This window comes from Sphingomonas sp., from assembly GCF_019746665.1.
Lineage (GTDB): Bacteria > Pseudomonadota > Alphaproteobacteria > Sphingomonadales > Sphingomonadaceae > Sphingomonas.
Map to the genome: position 1 here is coordinate 109,148 of NZ_JAIERS010000007.1, position 16,506 is coordinate 125,653.

A 16,506-nucleotide genomic window follows, 5' to 3' on the forward strand; every position below is an offset into this window, starting at 1 on the left:
GCCCACGGCGTGGCCCGAGACTATGCCGAGGGCTGCCGCCCCAGCTTCTCCTCGACGATCGCGATCGCGCGCTGCACCGCCGCCTCGATCGAGAGGAAGCTGGTGTCGAGCAGCGCCGCATCGGGTGCCATGGTGAGCGGCGCGGTCGCGCGCGACGAATCGCGTTGATCGCGGGCGCGAATATCGGCGAGCACGCGGTCGATGCTGACATCGGCGCCCCGCGCGCGCAGCTCGGCATGGCGGCGCCGGGCACGGATATTGGGGGTCGCGCGCACGAACAGTTTCACGTCCGCGTCGGGCGCGATCACGGTGCCGATATCGCGCCCGTCGAGCACCGCGCCGCCCGGCTGCTGCGCGAAACGCTTCTGCCGCTGCATCAGCGCCGCGCGCACCAGTGGATGCGCCGAGACGATCGAGGCGAGCTTGCCGACCGCGTCGCCGCGCAGTTCGGGGTCCGCCAGCAAGGCTTCGTCGAAGCCACAGGCGGCGACCGCGTCGGCCTCCTTCGCCGGATCGAGCTCCAGCCGGTGCAGGTTGAGCGCCACCGCACGGTAAAGCAGCCCGGTATCGAGATGGGGCAGCCCGTAATGCGCGGCGAGCGCCCGGGCAATGGTGCCCTTGCCCGAGGCGGCGGGTCCGTCGACGGCGATGATCATGGCCGCGCTCAACACCCGCTTCCGGTGAGCGCGTCAAGCATCGCGAAGAAATCGGGGAAGCTGGTCGCGACCGGGGCGGCATCGTCGAGCGTAACCGGCGCGCGGCAATGGAGCGCCGCGACCGCCAGGCTCATCGCGATGCGGTGGTCGAGCCGGGTCGCGATCGTCGCGCCGCCGGCGAGCGGCTCGCCACCGCTGCCCTCGATCACCAGCCCGTCGGGCAATTCGGTGACGCGCGCGCCGATCGCGCCCAGCGCCTGCGCCATCGCCGCGATCCGGTCCGACTCCTTGACCCGCAGTTCATGCGCGCCGAGCGCGCGCGTGGTGCCCTGGGCGAAGGCGGCGGCGACGAACAGCGCGGGATATTCGTCGATCATCGACGGCGCCAGCTCGGGCGGCACCTCGATCCCGGTGAGCGGCGCGTGGCGAACGATCAGGTCGCACACCGGCTCGCCGCCGACGATGCGCGGCTGCGCCTCGGTGATGTCGGCGCCCATCAGCCTGAGCGCGGTGATGAGGCCCGCGCGGGTCGGGTTCATGCCGACATTGCCGATCGTGACTTCGGCCCCGGGCACGATCGCGGCGGCGACCGCGAAGAACGCCGCCGAAGACGGATCGCCCGGCACGACGATCTGCTGCGGCGCCAGGTCCGCTTCGCCGGTGATCGCGATCACCCGGCCTTCGGGCGCCTCCTCGACGCTGATCGCGGCGCCGAAGCCCTTCAGCATCCGCTCGCTATGGTCGCGCGTCGCCACCGGCTCGATCACCCGGGTGATGCCCGGCGTGTTAAGCCCGGCGAGCAGCACCGCCGACTTAACCTGCGCCGAGGCGACCGGCAGCCGATAGGCGATCGGCACGGCCGGCACGATCCCGCGCACCATCAGCGGCAACGTGCCGCCCGGGCTCGCGCCGATGTCAGCCCCCATCATCGCCAGCGGCTCGATCACCCGCGCCATCGGCCGGCGCGACAGCGAGGCATCGCCGATGAAGGTGGCGGTGATCGCGTTCGACGCGACCAGGCCCATCAGCAGCCGGGTCGAGGTGCCCGAATTGCCCATGTCGAGCGCTTGCGCCGGCTGGAGCAGTCCGCCCACGCCGACCCCGTCAACAACCCAGGCGCCGCCCGGCTCGCGCGCGATCACCGCCCCCATGGCGCGCAGCGCGGCGGCGGTGGCGAGCACGTCCTCCCCCTCCAGCAGCCCCTCGATCCGGCTGCGGCCGATCGCGAGGGCCGACAACATCAGCGCGCGGTGGCTGATCGATTTGTCTCCCGGCACGACGATCGTGCCGGCAAGCCGGGAAGCTCGCGCGAGAGTGCGGGGGGTTGGTGGCGTCACGCGCGGCGCTTTGACAGCGCGCTTGCGCTATGGCAAGGCGCGCGCCACTTTGCGGGCCAACACGCAAACCTCCCTTATCGAAAGGACCACCAACGTGGTGAAACCGGAATGGGGCACGAAGCGGACGTGCCCGAAATGCGCCACGCGCTTCTATGATCTGGGCAAGGACGATCCCGTCACCTGCATCAATTGCGGCACCGCCCGGGAACCCGAACCGATCCTGAAATCGAAGCAGCCGCTGCCGTTCGACGCGCCCAAGGCGGTCCATGCCAAGGCCGATGACGATGACGTGCTGGCCGATGCCGCCGAGGATCTGGATATCGGCGACGAGACCGACGAGCCCTCGCCCGATGACGAGGTCGACCTGGGTGGCGACGACGATCTGGGCGTCGAGACCGGCGGCGAAGACGAAGAGCGTTAAAGCCGCTTGCCAAGGGGGCGTCGCCCGGATATGGGCGGCGTCCTTCCCGGAACGGATGGGGCCGTAGCTCAGCTGGGAGAGCGTCGCAATGGCATTGCGAAGGTCAGGGGTTCGATCCCCCTCGGCTCCACCAATTCTCGTTTGAACATCCTTTAGACTCTCTCCGCTTTGAGCGCTGCCCTGGCTGGCCCGCGCTGCGACAGGCTATCGGCCGGTTGACCGGATCGCCCCGCCCAAACAAGCGCGAAAACATTCCTGCCGACCGGTGGCCGCTGAGTCACGCCCCGGCTTCGCGCGCCGATTGAAGCGCGCCGGGTGTCGCCGACGCCCCTCCCCCGTTCCCGCGCGCCGTCGACAAAAATCGCGGAACGATTTATGTAGCGATCGCTTAAACCAGCGCCATAGGAGGGCATAGGATGAGCGATTTCTGGCGGAACTGGCTGACGATCTGGTGCGTGGCGGTGATCCTGTTCGGCGCGACGCTGCTGGCGGGCGGCATCCCCGCCACCGCCGGCCCCGTGATGATGCTGCTCGATCAACTCAACGGCGCCGCGCCGCTGGAGATCACCCCGGCGCTCTATTTCGCCAACGGCGTGCTCGGCGGCGTCTCGGTCGGCTGGGGGGTCGGGACGCTGGGGGCGATCCGCGTCGCGATCGACCTGGGCGATCAGGGCGCGCGGCTGTGGCGCTGGACGGCGGCGGGCGTCGTCACCTGGTTCGTGACCGACTCAACGCTTTCGGTGACCACCGGCTTTGGGTTTAACGTGATACCCAATACGCTGTTTCTGATCACCTTCTTCGTGCCGATGCTGGCGACGGGCGCGCTTAAACGGTGAAGCTTTCCCCGCAGCCGCAGCTGCCCTTGGCATTGGGGTTGTTGAACACGAACCCCGCCGCGAAATCGTCTTCCACCCAGTCCATGGTCGAGCCGATCAGGTACAGCACCGAGCCGCCATCGACATAAAGCGTGCCGCCCGGCGTCTCGATCTTCTCGTCGAACGGCTTGGCTTCGGTGACGAAGTCGACCGAATAAGCGAGCCCTGAACAGCCGCGCCGTGGGGTGGAAAGCTTCACCCCCACCGCGCCTTCGGGCGCCTTCGCCATCAACGCGGCGATCCGCGCCTCGGCGGACGCCGTGAGGAACAGCGCCTGCGGGCGCGCGCGGGTCTTCACCTCGCTCATCACAACATCCCCAGTTCGAGCTTGGCCTCGTCGCTCATCTTGCCCGGATCCCACGGCGGATCCCACACCAGATTCACCTCGGCCGAGCCTACCCCTGGCACCGCGCCGACGCGGATTTCCACCTCGGCCGGCATCGATTCGGCGACCGGGCAATGCGGCGTCGTCAGCGTCATGGTGACGATCACATGGCCCTCGCTGATCTCCACATTATAGACGAGGCCCAGCTCATAGATGTTCACCGGGATTTCCGGATCATAGATTTCCTTGAGCGCGCCGATCACCGCTTCGTACAGCGCGCCGCCCGGCGCTTCCGCATTGTCCGCGGCGGGCGGCTGATTGAGGAAGCCTTCGAGATAATCGCGCTTGCGCTCGAACCCTGCGCGGACATCCTCCACCCGGGCGCGCGGCGGGGTCGGCACGCCGCCTACCTCTTCGATGTCGTAATCGCTCATCCGAAAATCCTCGTCACCCGCTCGATCCCCCGCACCAGCGCGGCAACATCGGCGCTGGTCGAATAAATGCCAAAGCTCGCCCGCGCGGTGGCGGGCACGCCGAGCAGTTCCATCAGCGGCTGCGCGCAGTGGTGCCCGGCGCGGATCGCGACCCCGGCCTCGTCCAGGATCGTGCCCACATCATGGGGATGAACCCCTTGAACGGCAAAGGAAATAATGCCCGCTGAATCCTCCGGCCCGAACAGCGTGACACTGTTGAGCGCCCCCAGCGCCGCGCGCGCCTCGGCGACCAGCGCCGCTTCATGCGCATGGATATTGGCGACGCCGATACCCTCGACATAATCGATCGCCGCCGCGAGACCGAGCGCGCCGACGATATGCGGCGTCCCCGCCTCGAACCGCGCGGGCGGCGGCGCGAAGGTGGTGCCGGCGAAGCTCACCCGGTCGATCATCGCCCCGCCACCCTGCCATGGCGGCATCGCCGCGAGCAGCTCGCCGCGCGCCCACAGCACGCCGATTCCGGTCGGGCCGTAGAGCTTATGGCTTGAGAAGACATAGAAATCGCAGCCGATCGCCTGCACATCCACCGGCAGGCGCGGCACCGCCTGGCAGCCGTCGAGCAGCAGCTTGGCGCCCACCGAATGCGCGATCGCCGCCGCGCGGCGCGCATCAAGCACCGAGCCGAGCACGTTGGAGACATGGGCGAGCGCGACCAGCTTGTGCGCGGGGGTGATCATCGCGGCCATCGCGTCGAGATCGATGCGCAGATCCTCGGTCAGCGGCACGACATCGATCGCCGCCCCCACCCGTTCGGCGACCAGCTGCCACGGCACGATGTTCGAATGATGCTCCAGCGCCGAGAGCAGGATGCGGTCACCGGGCTTGAGCGTGGTCGCCGCCCAGCTCTGCGCGACGAGATTGATCGCCTCGGTGGCGCCGCGCAGGAAGACGATCTCCTCGGGGGCGCGGGCGTTGATGAAGCGCGCGGTGCGGGCGCGGGCGGCCTCATAGGCCAGCGTCATGTCCGCCGAGCGCTGATAGACGCCGCGATGGACCGAGGCGTAGCTGCTGTCATAGCCGCGCGCGATCGCGTCGATCACGACCTGCGGCTTTTGCGCTGTCACCGCCGAATCGAGATAGGCCCAGCCTTCGGGAATGGCAGGGAAATCGGCGCGATGCCGCCGCCCCAGATCGTCCGCGCTCAAGGCAACGACCGTCTCGCTCACAGCAACCTCCTCAGCGCCGCGCGCGCCGCTTCCTGCAAGCGATCCCGCGCGTTGTCCTCGGCGTTCTCGAAGGCGGCGGCGACGAACGCTTCGAGTAGCAGCGCCTTGGCCTCGGCGGGTGGCAGGCCGCGGCTTTGCAGATAGAAGAGCGCCATCCGGTCCAACTCGCCGACGGTCGCGCCGTGCGCGCATTTCACGTCGTCGGCGTAGATTTCGAGCTCGGGCTTGGCGTTGGCGGTGGCGGTGCGCGCGAGCAGCATCGCCTTCACGCTCTGCGCCGCGTCGGTCTTCTGCGCGTGGCGCGAGACGCCGACCCGGCCGAGATAGGAGCCGGTCGCGCGGCCGCCGAGCACCGATCGGATCACCTGGTTGGAGGTGCCGTCCGGCTCGGCATGCTGCACGCGGGTGACGATCTCCAGCGTCTGCTCATCCCCGCCCAGCATCGCCGCGCCCAGCTCGAAATGCGCGGCGCGGTGGAGGGTGACGTCGATCTCGATCCGCCCAAGCGCCCCGCCGGTGTTGAGCAGATGGAACGCCGCGCGGCCCTCGGCGCCAATGGTGAGCGCGTAACGCTGCACCGCGACCGCGCTTTCAGCCGCATCCTGCACGATCACCCGCGCGACCGCGCCGCCCTCGGGCACGACGATTTCCTCGGGCGCGGCGAGCGGCCAGGCGCGCTCCAGCGCGGCAAGGTCCGAATAGCGCCAGGCTTCGTCGCGGCGGGTGGGGAGCGTGTCGCTCACGCGGCCACCCCGGCATAACCTTCGCGCTCCAGTTCAAGCGCGAGTTCCGGCCCGCCCGTCCGCACGATCCGCCCGTCCGCCAGCACATGGACGACATCGGGCCGCACATAATCGAGCAGCCGCTGATAATGGGTGATCAGCACCACCGCGCGATCGGGGGCGCGCATGATGCGGTTGATCCCCTCGCCCACCACGCGCAGCGCGTCGATATCGAGCCCGCTATCGGTCTCGTCGAGGATGGCGAGCTTGGGCGCTAGGATGCCCATCTGCACCATCTCGTTGCGCTTCTTCTCGCCGCCCGAAAAGCCGACATTCACCGGGCGCTTGAGCATCTCGGGATCGAGCGCGAGCTTCGCCGCCTGTTCGCGCGCGAGCTTGATGAAATCGCCGCCCGACAGCGGCTCTTCCCCCCGCGCGCGGCGCTGGGCGTTGAGGCTCTCGCGCAGGAACTGCAGGTTGGAGACGCCGGGGATTTCGACCGGATATTGGAAGCCGAGGAACAGGCCGGCGGCGGCGCGCTCATGCGGATCGAGTGCGAGGAGGTCGATCCATTCGCTCCCATGTTCGTCACCCCGGCCTTGAGCCGGGGTCCCGCTGCCGTCGCCCGCACCAGAAGAAGAAGCGGGACCCCGGGTCAAGCCCGGGGTGACGGATGAGTTGCGCAATTGAATGCTCCCCCCCGTCACCTCATAACCCGGCCGCCCGCCGAGCACATAGCCAAGCGTCGACTTGCCCGCGCCATTCGGCCCCATGATCGCATGGACCTCCCCCGCGTTCACGGTGAGCGAGAGACCTTTGAGGATCGGCTTGCCGTCAATTTCGGCGTGGAGGTTTTCAATGTTGAGCAAGTTTCAGCCTTTTTCGTAGCTTGTTGAAATGCCTTTGCATTCCGATTTTTTTGAAATGATCAGCCATGCCAACTGCCACCCAGAACGAGCGGAATTGTACGGCCAGCCTATCGGCATCTGCTTGCGATTTTCCCGCCGCAACTAAGCGAGCGCTGAGAGAGCTATTCACAGCCTTTCTCTGATCTTCACAGAGGCTCCAGGCCAGAAGTGACGCGGACCCGATAGCGTCGATCTCGGCACCAGATTCTACGATCGCCGAACGCAATGATACGTTTTCGAGATAGCATTGCGCATAAGGCTTGATGATCAAAAGCAGGTCGCGAAATGCTACAGGATCAACGCGATTCCAATCGCTATTCCCGTTGTAGCCGGCAGAAATGCAGAGCTCCTCACACGGTTTTTCACTTGGTTGGACCAAGAAGATGCTGACGATCAGGGCTGCAATCACCCCACGCTCCCCTCAAGGCTGATGCCCAGCAGCTTTTGTGCCTCAACTGCGAACTCCATCGGTAGTTGCTGCAGCACTTCGCGGGCGAACCCGTTGACGATCAGCGCGACCGCCGCTTCCTGGTCCAGCCCGCGCTGCATCGCGTAGAATAGCTGGTCGTCGCTGATCTTGGAGGTGGTCGCCTCATGTTCGATCTGCGCGCTCGGGTTCTTCACCTCGATGTACGGCACGGTGTGCGCGCCGCATTGGTCGCCCAGCAGCAGACTGTCGCACTGGGTGAAGTTGCGCACACCCTCCGCCGAGGCTGCCACGCGCACCAGCCCGCGATAGGTGTTGTCGCTGTGCCCGGCGGAAATGCCCTTGGAGACGATCGTCGAGCGGCTGCCCTTGCCGAGATGGATCATCTTGGTGCCGGTATCGGCCTGCTGCCGATTGTTCGTCACCGCGACCGAGTAGAACTCGCCGACGCTATTCTCGCCGGCCAGCACGCAACTCGGATATTTCCAGGTGATCGCCGAGCCGGTCTCCACCTGCGTCCACGAAACCTTGCTGTTCCTGCCCTGGCAGAGCGCACGCTTGGTGACGAAATTATAGATGCCGCCCTTGCCGTTCTCGTCGCCGGGATACCAGTTCTGGACGGTCGAATATTTGATCTCGGCATCGTCGAGCGCGACCAGTTCGACCACGGCGGCGTGGAGCTGGTTCTCGTCCCGCATCGGCGCGGTGCAGCCTTCGAGATAGCTGACATAAGCGCCCTTGTCGGCGACGATCAGCGTGCGCTCGAACTGGCCGGTATTTTCGGCATTGATGCGGAAATAAGTGCTCAGCTCCATCGGGCAGCGCACGCCCTCAGGAATGTAAACGAACGTCCCGTCCGAAAAGACCGCGCAGTTGAGCGTCGCGAAATAATTGTCGTGCATGGGCACGACCTTGCCGAGCCATTTCTTCACCAGCTCGGGATATTCGCGGATCGCCTCGCTGATCGACAGAAAGATGACGCCCGCCTTCTTCAGCTCCTCGCGAAAGGTGGTCGCGACCGATACCGAGTCGAACACGGCGTCGACCGCGACCTTGCGCGCGCCCTCGACGCCGGCGAGCACCTTCTGCTCCTCGATCGGAATGCCGAGCTTTTCATAGACACGGCGGATTTCGGGATCGACCTCGTCCAGGCTCGCCAGCGTCGGCTTGGCCTTGGGCGCGGCGTAATAATAAGCGTCCTGATAGTCGATCGGATCGATGTCGAGCTTGGCCCAATCGGGCGCTTCCATCGTCTGCCACAGGCGGAACGCCTTCAGCCGCCAATCGAGCATCCACTCAGGCTCGTTCTTCTTGGCGGAGATATAGCGAACCGTGTCTTCGCTCAGCCCCTTAGGCGCGAATTCCTGTTCGATGTCGGAGGTGAAGCCCCACTCGTACTTCTTGTTGGCGGCGGCGATCGCCTCGGCATTCTTGGTGGCCATCAGTTCGCTACTCCGGCTTCGGCTCTGGGCCGCGCCAATTGGGTGAGATTGACGCTCGCCAGCGCGTCGCGGACCAGCGCGTTGACCGGCGACCAGGCACCGCGCACCCGGCATTGCTCGACCATGCAATCGTGCCGCGCCTCATCGACGCACTGGGTGAGCGCGATTGGCCCCTCGATCGCCTCGATCACATCGGCGAGGCTGATCGCGGCCGCCGGACGCGCGAGCCGGAAACCGCCGCCCGCGCCACGCGCGCTTTCGATCAATCCCGCGGCGGAGAGGCGGCTGACGAGCTTTTGGACCGTCGGCAGCGGCAGCCCGGTCTCCTCGGCCAGCAGCGTGGCGTTGAGCCGCACCCCACCCCCGCAATGGCGGGCGGCGGCCGCGAGCAGCACAACGGCATAATCGGCAAGCGAGGAAAGACGCATGGAATCCTAATCGGACGGTTTTGATCCGATTGGCACATGGGGGCGCGGGCGTCGGGCGTCAACTTGAATTTGGGCGCGCGCACGCGGTTCGTGCATTCCATAAACCCGCTGGCCCCCTCTCCCGTGGAGGGGCGGGCCTTGCGGCGCCAGACGAGTGCCTTCCAGCGGCGCGGTCGCGTGCCCCTTTGACCGCGCCGCGCGGCTTTGCCAAAAGCACGCGCCATGTTCGCCGCCTTGAGACCGGCCCTGTTCGCGCTTGAACCCGAACGGGCACACCGCCTGACCATCAAAGCGCTCGCCGCCTGGGGTACGCTTGGCACTCCGGGCAAGGCGCCAACCCCCGACCCAAGCCTGGCGGTGACGCTCGCCGGCCTCAGCTTTCCCTCTCCGCTCGGCCTCGCCGCCGGGGTCGATAAGGATGCGGAGGCCATCGCGGGCTTCTTCGCGCTGGGCTTCGGCAGTGTCGAGGTGGGAACGCTCACCCCCCTGCCCCAGGCGGGCAATCCCCGCCCGCGCCTGTTCCGCCTGGTGGAGGACGAAGGCGTGATCAACCGGATGGGGTTCAACAATGGCGGCCTGCCGGCGGCGCTGCGGCGCGTGCCGGGGCGACGGCGCGGCGTGCTTGGTATCAATGTCGGCGCGAACAAGAACAGCCCCGATCGCACCGCCGATTATGCGCGCGGCGTCGCGGCGGCGGTGCCCTATGCCGATTACATCACGATCAACATCAGCTCGCCCAACACGCCGGGCCTGCGCGATCTGCAATCGGGCAGCGCGCTCACCGAACTGCTCGCCGCCTGCGCCGAGGCGCGGGGGAGCACGCCGCTATTCCTGAAGATCGCCCCCGATCTCGACGCGCCTGGCATCGACCACGCGGTACGCGCGGCGATCGAGCACGGTGTCGCCGCACTGATCGTCGGCAACACCACGCTCAGCCGCCCGTCGCTCGCCGCGCCGGCGGCGAACGAGGCGGGCGGGCTTTCGGGCGCGCCACTCAAGGCGCTGGCGCGGCAAAAGCTGCTCGAAGCGCGCGCGGCGAGCGGCGGGCAGCTGCCGCTCATCGCGGTCGGCGGTATCGACAGCGCCGAGGAAGCCTATTGGCGCCTTTCCCATGGCGCGCGGCTCGTGCAGCTCTATTCGGCGCTGGTCTATCGCGGACCGGGCCTTGCCCGGCGGATCAATCAGGCCTTGGCGGCGCTCTATGCGCGCGATGGCGCGCCGGGCGGCTGAGTGCCGCTACGGCTTGCTCCTTTGCGGCAAAGCCCGCTAGGGTCCATGGCCATGAAGGCTCAACTTCTTGCCGCGGCCGCGTTGCTGCTCAGCGCGCCCGCCTGTGCCCAGGGGCCGGCCCCGACTCCGTCGCGCGGCGTCGTTTCCGCCGCCCACCCGCTCGCCGCCGAGGCCGGTCGCGAAATCCTCCGGCAAGGTGGCAGCGCGGCGGACGCCGAGCTGGCGATGATGCTCGCGCTGACCGTGGTCGAGCCGCAATCGAGCGGGATCGGCGGCGGTGGCTTCTTCCTGTATCAGCCGGCCAAGGGCAAGCTGGTCTCGATCGACGGGCGCGAAACCGCGCCCAAGGCGGCGACACCGCGCCGCTTCCTCGATGCGAGCGGCAAGCCGCTCGGTCGCTTCCAGGCGATCCCGGGCGGGCTGTCGGTTGGCGTACCGGGCAATATCGCGCTGATGGCGATGGCGCATAAGCGCTTCGGCAAGCTTCCCTGGCGCACGCTGTTCCAGCCGGCGATCAAACTGGCGGAAAATGGCTATCCGGTCAGCGCCCCGATGGCGCGCGGCATGGGGTATGTGAGCCAGGTCTGGAAGGAATTCCCGGCGATCAGCGCGCTGTACGCGCCCAGCGGCAAGCCGCTCGCCGCTGGCGAAATGGTGAAGAACCCCGCGCTCGCGCTCACCCTGCGCCGGATCGCCGCGATCGGTCCCGACGCCTTCTACAAGGGCGAGAACGCGCAGGCGATCGTCGCGACCGTCACCGGCGCCAAGCGCAACCCGGCGGACATGACGCTCGCCGATCTCGCCGGCTATCAGGCCAAGGAGCGCGCGCCGATCTGCGGCGCGTATCGTGGCTACAAGATTTGCGGCATGGGCCCGCCCTCTTCGGGCGCGATCACCGTGCTGCAAATCCTGGGGATGCTCGAACGCTTCGATCTGAAGGCGATGGGGCCGAACGATCCCAAGGCGTGGCACCTGATCGCCGAGGCGATGCAGCTCGCTTACGCCGATCGCGAGCTTTATCTGGGCGATCCCGATTTCGTGTCGATGCCGCTGAAAGGCCTGATCGACAAAAACTACCTTGCCCAGCGCTCGACGTTGATCGACCCCGCCAGGGCGCGCGGCAGCTATGAAGCGGGGACGCCGCCGGGCGCCGCACCGCGCAGCCCGGGCGTGTCGAGCGAAGTGAAAGGTACGACCCATTTCGTCGCGGTCGACCATGATGGCAATGTCGCGACGATGACCTCGACGGTCGAAGGCCCGTTCGGCAGTCAGCTCGTGACGGGCGGCTATGTGCTCAACAACGAACTCACCGACTTCACCTTCGCGCCCGAAAAGAACGGCGCGCCCGTCGCCAACCGGGTGGAAGGCGGCAAGCGGCCACTCTCGTCTATGTCGCCGACGATCGTTTATGACGCGGGCGGTAAGCCCGTGTTCACCGTCGGCGCGGCGGGCGGCAAGACGATCATCATGCAGGTGGCCAAGGCACTGATCGCGCATCTCGATTGGGGGATGAGCGCGCGGGACTCGATCGCGCTCGGCCTCGTCTATTTCGGCGACAACGGCATCATTCTGGAGCGCGGCACGGTGCTGGAGCCGATGAAGCCCGCGCTCGAAGCGCTCGGCCACCGGGTGAACGTGGCCGAGCTGGGACTGAAGGCCAATGCCGCCGAGCTGACCACGACCGGCTGGGTCGGCGCCGCCGATCCGCGCAGCGTGGGCGAGGCGCTCGGCGAATAATCCCGGCGCCGCGGCAACGATCGCGGCGTCCAAAACAACAAGGCAAAGTCGCTGGGGGGCGACGTTTCTTTTTTGGAGAGACGATGCGAACGCTGGAACATTTTCCCAATCTCGTCAGCATGTTCTTCACCCGGGCACGCGAAGGCGGGGACCGGCCGTTTCTGTGGCACAAGGCCGGGGGGCGCTGGCAGTCGCAGAGCTGGGCAGAGGTGGCGCGACAGGTGGCGAGCCTCGCGCAAGGGCTGAAGAATGTCGGCATCGCACCCGGCGACCGAGTGATGCTGGTCGCCGAGAACCGGCCCGAGTGGTGCATCGCCGATCTCGCGATCATGGCGGCGGGGGCGGTGACGGTGCCCACCTACACCACCAATACCGAACGCGATCACAGCCACATCATCGAGAATTCGGGCGCGCGCGCGGTTATCGTGTCGAACGCGAAGCTCGCCAAGACGCTGCTGCCGGCGGTGCTGCGCTCCTCGGCTTTGCGCACCGTGATCGGGATCGAGGATCTGCGGATCGGCCAATCGGGCGATGTCTCGTTCCACAGCTTCGGCAAGCTGATCACCGACCACCCGACCGATCCGGCGGCCGCCGAAGCCCAAGCGCAGCTGCTCACGCGCGATGATCTGGCGTGCATCATCTACACCAGCAGCACCGGCGGCGCGCCGCGCGGGGTGCGCCAGCACCACGGCGCGATCCTGCACAATTGCTATGGCTGCACCGAGGTGATTTCGGAAGATTTCGGCTGGGAGGATGAAGTCTTTCTCTCCTTCCTGCCGCTCAGCCACGCCTATGAGCATAGCGCGGGACAGCATTTCCCCATCGCGCTGGGTGGGCAGATCTATTACGCCGAAGGCCTCGACAAGCTCGCCTCGAATATTGAGGAGACGCGGCCGACGATCATGGTCGTCGTGCCGCGCCTGTTCGAGGTGCTGCGCCAGCGCATCGTCAAGCAGATCGAAAAGCAGGGCAAGCTGCCCAACTGGCTGCTGGGGCAGGCGATGGCGGTGGGCACGCGCAAGGCAGCGGACAAGCGGGGCATCCTCGACATGCCGCTCGACCTGCTGCTCAGCCGGACGCTGCGCCCGCGCATCGCCCAGCGCTTTGGCGGACGGATCAAGGCGATGGTCTCGGGTGGCGCGCCGCTGAACCCGGAAATCGGCATCTTCTTCGATGCGCTCGGCATCACTTTCCTGCAGGGCTATGGCCAGACCGAGGCGGCGCCCGTCATCTCGTGCAACCGCCCGAAAGTGGGGCTGAAGCACGACACGGTCGGCCCGCCGCTCGCCAACACCGAAGTCCGCATCGCCGAGGACGGCGAAATCCTGGTGCGCGGCGAGCTGGTGATGCACGGCTATTGGAACAATGAGGAAGAAACCGCGCGCGTCCTGAAGGATGGCTGGCTCCACACCGGCGACATCGGCGTGATCGACGCGAAGGGGCGGATCAAGATCACCGATCGCAAGAAGGATCTGATCATCAACGACAAGGGCGACAATGTCGCCCCGCAGAAGGTGGAGGGGATGCTCACCCTTCAGAGCGAAATCCTGCAGGCGATGATCGCCGGGGACCGCAAGCCCTATATGGTCGCGGTGCTAGTGCCCGATCCCGAATGGACACAGGAATTCTGCGCGAAGACCGGCGTCAACTGCAACTTCGCTAAGCTGACGGAGAACGCCGACTATCGCGCCGCGCTTTCCGCCGCCGTTGAGCGCGTAAACAAGGATTTGTCGGTGATCGAGCGCGTCCGCCGCTTCATCATCGCCGATGAGCCGTTCACGATCGAGAATCAGCAGTTGACGCCGTCGCTGAAGATCAGGCGGCACGTGCTGAAACAGGTTTACGGCGCGCGGCTGGACGCGCTGTACAAGGGATAGGGCGCGCGGCAGGGGAAGGTCGCGACGCGGGCGCCCTTCCCTTACCCGCTATGGTCGGCGACGATCTTCCATCCGCGCTTCTCGCGGCGGAAGACGAGGCTGGTCGGGCCGCTTACCGTCCGGCCATCGGCATAGGTCAGCGTATAGCGCGCGATGAACAGCGCATGGGCTGGCCCCAGCGGGCGGTAATCGAGCGTCTTGAAGCTCAGCACGCCGCGCTTGGCGGCATCGGCGAAATCATATCTGGCGCGGTAGCGCGCGATCATCGCCGGCTTGCCGCGCACCAGGCCGTCGGCGGTGACGAAACTGGCCTCGGGCGCATCCGAATAGACGGCCATGAAGCGATCAACGTCGCCCGCGTTCCAGCCGGCGGCGCTGTCCGCCATCGCCGCTTCGATCGCCACCTGATCGGGTGCCATCGCTACGGCCGCTGCCAACACCATCCACATCACTGCGCCTCCACCAGCCTGCTCAGCGCCCCGCCCTGAAGCGGCCCCGCGCAGAGAAAGCCCTGATAATATTGGCAGCCCTCACGCGCGAGCAGATCGAGCTGCTCGGGCGTCTCCACGCCTTCGGCGATCACCGCGAGGCCAAGCGAGCGCGCCATGTCGATCACCCCGCGCACCACGATCCGGTCGCGCGGGCTGCCGGCGATGTCTTGCGCCAGCTTCTTGTCGATCTTGAGATAATCGAGCGGCAGCGCCTTCAGATAGGCAAGGCTCGAATAGCCCGTGCCGAAATCGTCGATCGCGACGCGGCAGCCCGCTTGTCGCAGCGTGGCGAGCAAGGCGGCGGCGGCGCCCAGATCCTCGATCAAGCCGGTTTCGGTGATCTCCACGGTCAAGCGACTGCGCGGAAACCGGCTTTCGTCGACGCGGTCGAGGAAGATGTCGGCGAAGTTCGGCCGGCCGATATCGGCGGCGGTCAGGTTGATGGCGAGGCGCAACTGCGCGCAACGCCCCTGCCAGCGAGCGGCGGCGGCAAGTGCGGCGCGCTGGATATGATCGGAAAGCGCGATGCCGAGCTCGGCGCGTTGCGCGGCCGCGAACAACGGCTCGGCCCCGAGCGCGCCAAGCACGGGATGATCCCAGCGCGCGAGCGCCTCGACCCCGGTGATCGCCCCGCTCGCCACCGCCACCTGAGGCTGGAAGCGAATCTCGATCTCGCATCGTTCCAGCGCGCGCCGCAGATCGAGCGCCAGCGTATCGAGCGCCGCCGGCGCCCCCCGCTGCGCGACATGCACCGTCAGGCTGTTAGAGCCGCGCGCGACCTCAAGCGCTTCGCCCGCCCGCGCGATCAACGTGCTGCCATCATCGCCGCCCTCGCTATCGGCAAGGCCGATACGGCAGCCGAGCACGACCATGGCGTTCCCCGCGACGAACGGTCGTGCCAACGCCTCGGCCACGCGCCCGGCGGCGGCCTCGATCCGCGCCATGCCGTCTTCGGCGGCGAGCAGAAAGTCCGAACCGCTCAGCCGCGCGACCACCGCGTCGCGCCCGACTGCTTCGGCGGCGGCCTCCTCGATCCTGCGCTGCGCCGCGCGCAGCACCGCGTCGCCCGCCTCGCGGCCATATGCGGCGTTGACCAGATCGAAGCGGCTGAGCGCGATCAGCGCCACCTGCACCCGCGCGCCCTGCCCCAGCGCGCGATCGAGCCAGCGCCGGGCCGAGGCGGCGTCGCGCGCGCCCGACAAGGCGTCGCGCACCAGCGCGCCCGCATCGGTGGCGCCGGACAGCCGCTCGATCAGCGCCTCGGGCGCGCCGCTCGCGGGATCGGCCTGAAGATGCTGCACCACCCGCCCCAGCCCCGGCAGATCGTGCGCGAAGGCGGTCGGCCGCCCCTTGGCGCGCAGGCGGCGCAGCGCCGCGAGCGCGACCGCGCGATCGTCGGGCACCAGCAGGCGGAGTAGCGCGCGCGCCGACACCGCGGCAGGCACGCCGAGCAACCCGGCCAGGGCCGTGCTCATCCGCACCGCGCCGCCCTGCAATCGCCACCCGAGCACTTCGCCGGCGGCCCGCCCGGGATGGACGACGCGCTCGGCATGGCGCGCGGCGAAGCGCAGCGCCTGGACGAATTCGGCCTCGCTGTGCGGGCTCGACAGGAAATGCGTGGCGCCCGCCTCGAAAAAGGTCGTGATCGCGCCGACATCGCCGCGCGAGACCAGCACGAGCAGCGCCGCCGCGCGCTGCTGCACCGCCGCGCCGAGCGCCGCCGCCGCGCGCAGCCCCTCGCCCAGCGCGCCACGTGCGTCCACGACGGCTACCCGCGCGCCGCTCGCCGCGAAGCGATCCGCCGCGCCCTCCGCCCGGCGCGCGGCGATCACCTGCCAGCCCCCCCGCGCGGCGAGCGCGGCGATCTCGTCGCGCTGGCGGAACGACAGCACGAACAGCGGCGCGGGTTGCGGCTCGGTTTGGCTGGTGTCGGGCGCCGGCTGGCTCATCGTACGCCAACCTAGCGGGAG

17 protein-coding genes and 1 tRNA gene are annotated in these 16,506 nt (G+C 67.7%); 6 read left to right on the plus strand and 12 right to left on the minus strand.

Translation table 11 applies throughout. The annotated features are described in order from the left end of the window. Positions 1-20: 20 nt before the first annotated feature. Positions 21-656 (minus strand): d(CMP) kinase, encoded by a 636-nt coding sequence (locus tag K2X73_RS06870; protein ID WP_294109424.1) that lies wholly within the window; start codon positions 654-656, stop codon positions 21-23. 8 nt (positions 657-664) lie between these two features. Beyond that, positions 665-1,993 (minus strand): 3-phosphoshikimate 1-carboxyvinyltransferase, encoded by a 1,329-nt coding sequence (gene aroA, locus K2X73_RS06875; RefSeq protein WP_294109425.1) that lies wholly within the window; start codon positions 1,991-1,993, stop codon positions 665-667. Between the two features lie 94 nt (positions 1,994-2,087). Here aroA and K2X73_RS06880 point away from each other — a divergent pair, with 94 nt between their 5' ends. The 3 genes from K2X73_RS06880 to K2X73_RS06890 all read left to right on the plus strand — a co-directional run bounded on the left by K2X73_RS06880 (position 2,088) and on the right by K2X73_RS06890 (position 3,250). After that, positions 2,088-2,414 (plus strand): TIGR02300 family protein, encoded by a 327-nt coding sequence (locus tag K2X73_RS06880; RefSeq protein ID WP_294109426.1) that lies wholly within the window; start codon positions 2,088-2,090, stop codon positions 2,412-2,414. A gap of 57 nt (positions 2,415-2,471) precedes the next feature. Then, positions 2,472-2,547 (plus strand) — tRNA-Ala (locus K2X73_RS06885). 283 nt (positions 2,548-2,830) lie between these two features. Beyond that, complete coding sequence (locus K2X73_RS06890; protein ID WP_294109427.1) at positions 2,831-3,250, plus strand: hypothetical protein; 420 nt, start codon at positions 2,831-2,833, stop codon at positions 3,248-3,250. Here the strand turns inward: K2X73_RS06890 and K2X73_RS06895 are convergent. From K2X73_RS06895 to K2X73_RS06930, 8 genes are read right to left on the minus strand one after another with little or no spacing between them, the layout of a single operon-like run. Beyond that, positions 3,240-3,596, minus strand: a complete 357-nt coding sequence (locus tag K2X73_RS06895; protein ID WP_294109428.1) for an iron-sulfur cluster assembly accessory protein — start codon at positions 3,594-3,596, stop codon at positions 3,240-3,242. The two genes, K2X73_RS06890 and K2X73_RS06895, sit on opposite strands and share 11 nt — an antisense overlap. Next, positions 3,596-4,048 carry an SUF system Fe-S cluster assembly protein gene (locus K2X73_RS06900; protein ID WP_294109429.1) on the minus strand — a complete coding sequence of 151 codons (453 nt, stop codon included), beginning with the start codon at positions 4,046-4,048 and terminating at the stop codon, positions 3,596-3,598. Before K2X73_RS06900 ends, K2X73_RS06895 begins: the two co-directional genes overlap by 1 nt. Continuing rightward, a complete protein-coding gene (locus tag K2X73_RS06905; protein ID WP_294109431.1) occupies positions 4,045-5,274 on the minus strand; it encodes a cysteine desulfurase in 1,230 nt (409 codons plus the stop codon). Before K2X73_RS06905 ends, K2X73_RS06900 begins: the two co-directional genes overlap by 4 nt. Continuing rightward, entirely contained in the window at positions 5,271-6,017 is a 747-nt protein-coding gene (locus K2X73_RS06910; protein ID WP_294109432.1) for a SufD family Fe-S cluster assembly protein, read from the minus strand. The genes K2X73_RS06905 and K2X73_RS06910 overlap by 4 nt, the downstream gene beginning before the upstream one ends. Next, positions 6,014-6,865, minus strand: coding sequence for a Fe-S cluster assembly ATPase SufC (sufC, locus tag K2X73_RS06915; protein ID WP_294109433.1), 852 nt, complete (start codon positions 6,863-6,865; stop codon positions 6,014-6,016). The genes K2X73_RS06910 and sufC overlap by 4 nt, the downstream gene beginning before the upstream one ends. Continuing rightward, positions 6,852-7,313 (minus strand): hypothetical protein, encoded by a 462-nt coding sequence (locus K2X73_RS06920; protein WP_294109434.1) that lies wholly within the window; start codon positions 7,311-7,313, stop codon positions 6,852-6,854. Before K2X73_RS06920 ends, sufC begins: the two co-directional genes overlap by 14 nt. Continuing rightward, positions 7,310-8,773 (minus strand): Fe-S cluster assembly protein SufB, encoded by a 1,464-nt coding sequence (gene sufB, locus K2X73_RS06925; RefSeq protein ID WP_294109435.1) that lies wholly within the window; start codon positions 8,771-8,773, stop codon positions 7,310-7,312. The genes K2X73_RS06920 and sufB overlap by 4 nt, the downstream gene beginning before the upstream one ends. After that, positions 8,773-9,201, minus strand: coding sequence for an SUF system Fe-S cluster assembly regulator (locus K2X73_RS06930; RefSeq protein ID WP_294109436.1), 429 nt, complete (start codon positions 9,199-9,201; stop codon positions 8,773-8,775). The genes sufB and K2X73_RS06930 overlap by 1 nt, the downstream gene beginning before the upstream one ends. Before the next feature lie 222 nt (positions 9,202-9,423). Here K2X73_RS06930 and K2X73_RS06935 point away from each other — a divergent pair, with 222 nt between their 5' ends. From K2X73_RS06935 to K2X73_RS06945, 3 genes are all read left to right on the plus strand, one after another. Next, complete coding sequence (locus tag K2X73_RS06935; protein WP_294109437.1) at positions 9,424-10,431, plus strand: quinone-dependent dihydroorotate dehydrogenase; 1,008 nt, start codon at positions 9,424-9,426, stop codon at positions 10,429-10,431. Between the two features lie 51 nt (positions 10,432-10,482). Then, on the plus strand, positions 10,483-12,168 hold the full coding sequence (gene ggt, locus K2X73_RS06940) for a gamma-glutamyltransferase (protein ID WP_294109438.1): 1,686 nt from the start codon (positions 10,483-10,485) through the stop codon (positions 12,166-12,168). An 83-nt stretch (positions 12,169-12,251) separates the two neighbouring features. Continuing rightward, complete coding sequence (locus K2X73_RS06945) at positions 12,252-14,045, plus strand: AMP-dependent synthetase/ligase (protein WP_294109440.1); 1,794 nt, start codon at positions 12,252-12,254, stop codon at positions 14,043-14,045. Between the two features lie 41 nt (positions 14,046-14,086). On the opposite strand, the gene K2X73_RS06950 is transcribed toward K2X73_RS06945, so the two are convergent. Both K2X73_RS06950 and K2X73_RS06955 read right to left on the minus strand, forming a co-directional pair. Then, positions 14,087-14,494 carry an SgcJ/EcaC family oxidoreductase gene (locus tag K2X73_RS06950; RefSeq protein WP_294109441.1) on the minus strand — a complete coding sequence of 136 codons (408 nt, stop codon included), beginning with the start codon at positions 14,492-14,494 and terminating at the stop codon, positions 14,087-14,089. Next, a complete protein-coding gene (locus K2X73_RS06955; RefSeq protein WP_294109442.1) occupies positions 14,494-16,485 on the minus strand; it encodes a GGDEF domain-containing phosphodiesterase in 1,992 nt (663 codons plus the stop codon). The genes K2X73_RS06950 and K2X73_RS06955 overlap by 1 nt, the downstream gene beginning before the upstream one ends. Between the last annotated feature and the right edge of the window lie 21 nt (positions 16,486-16,506).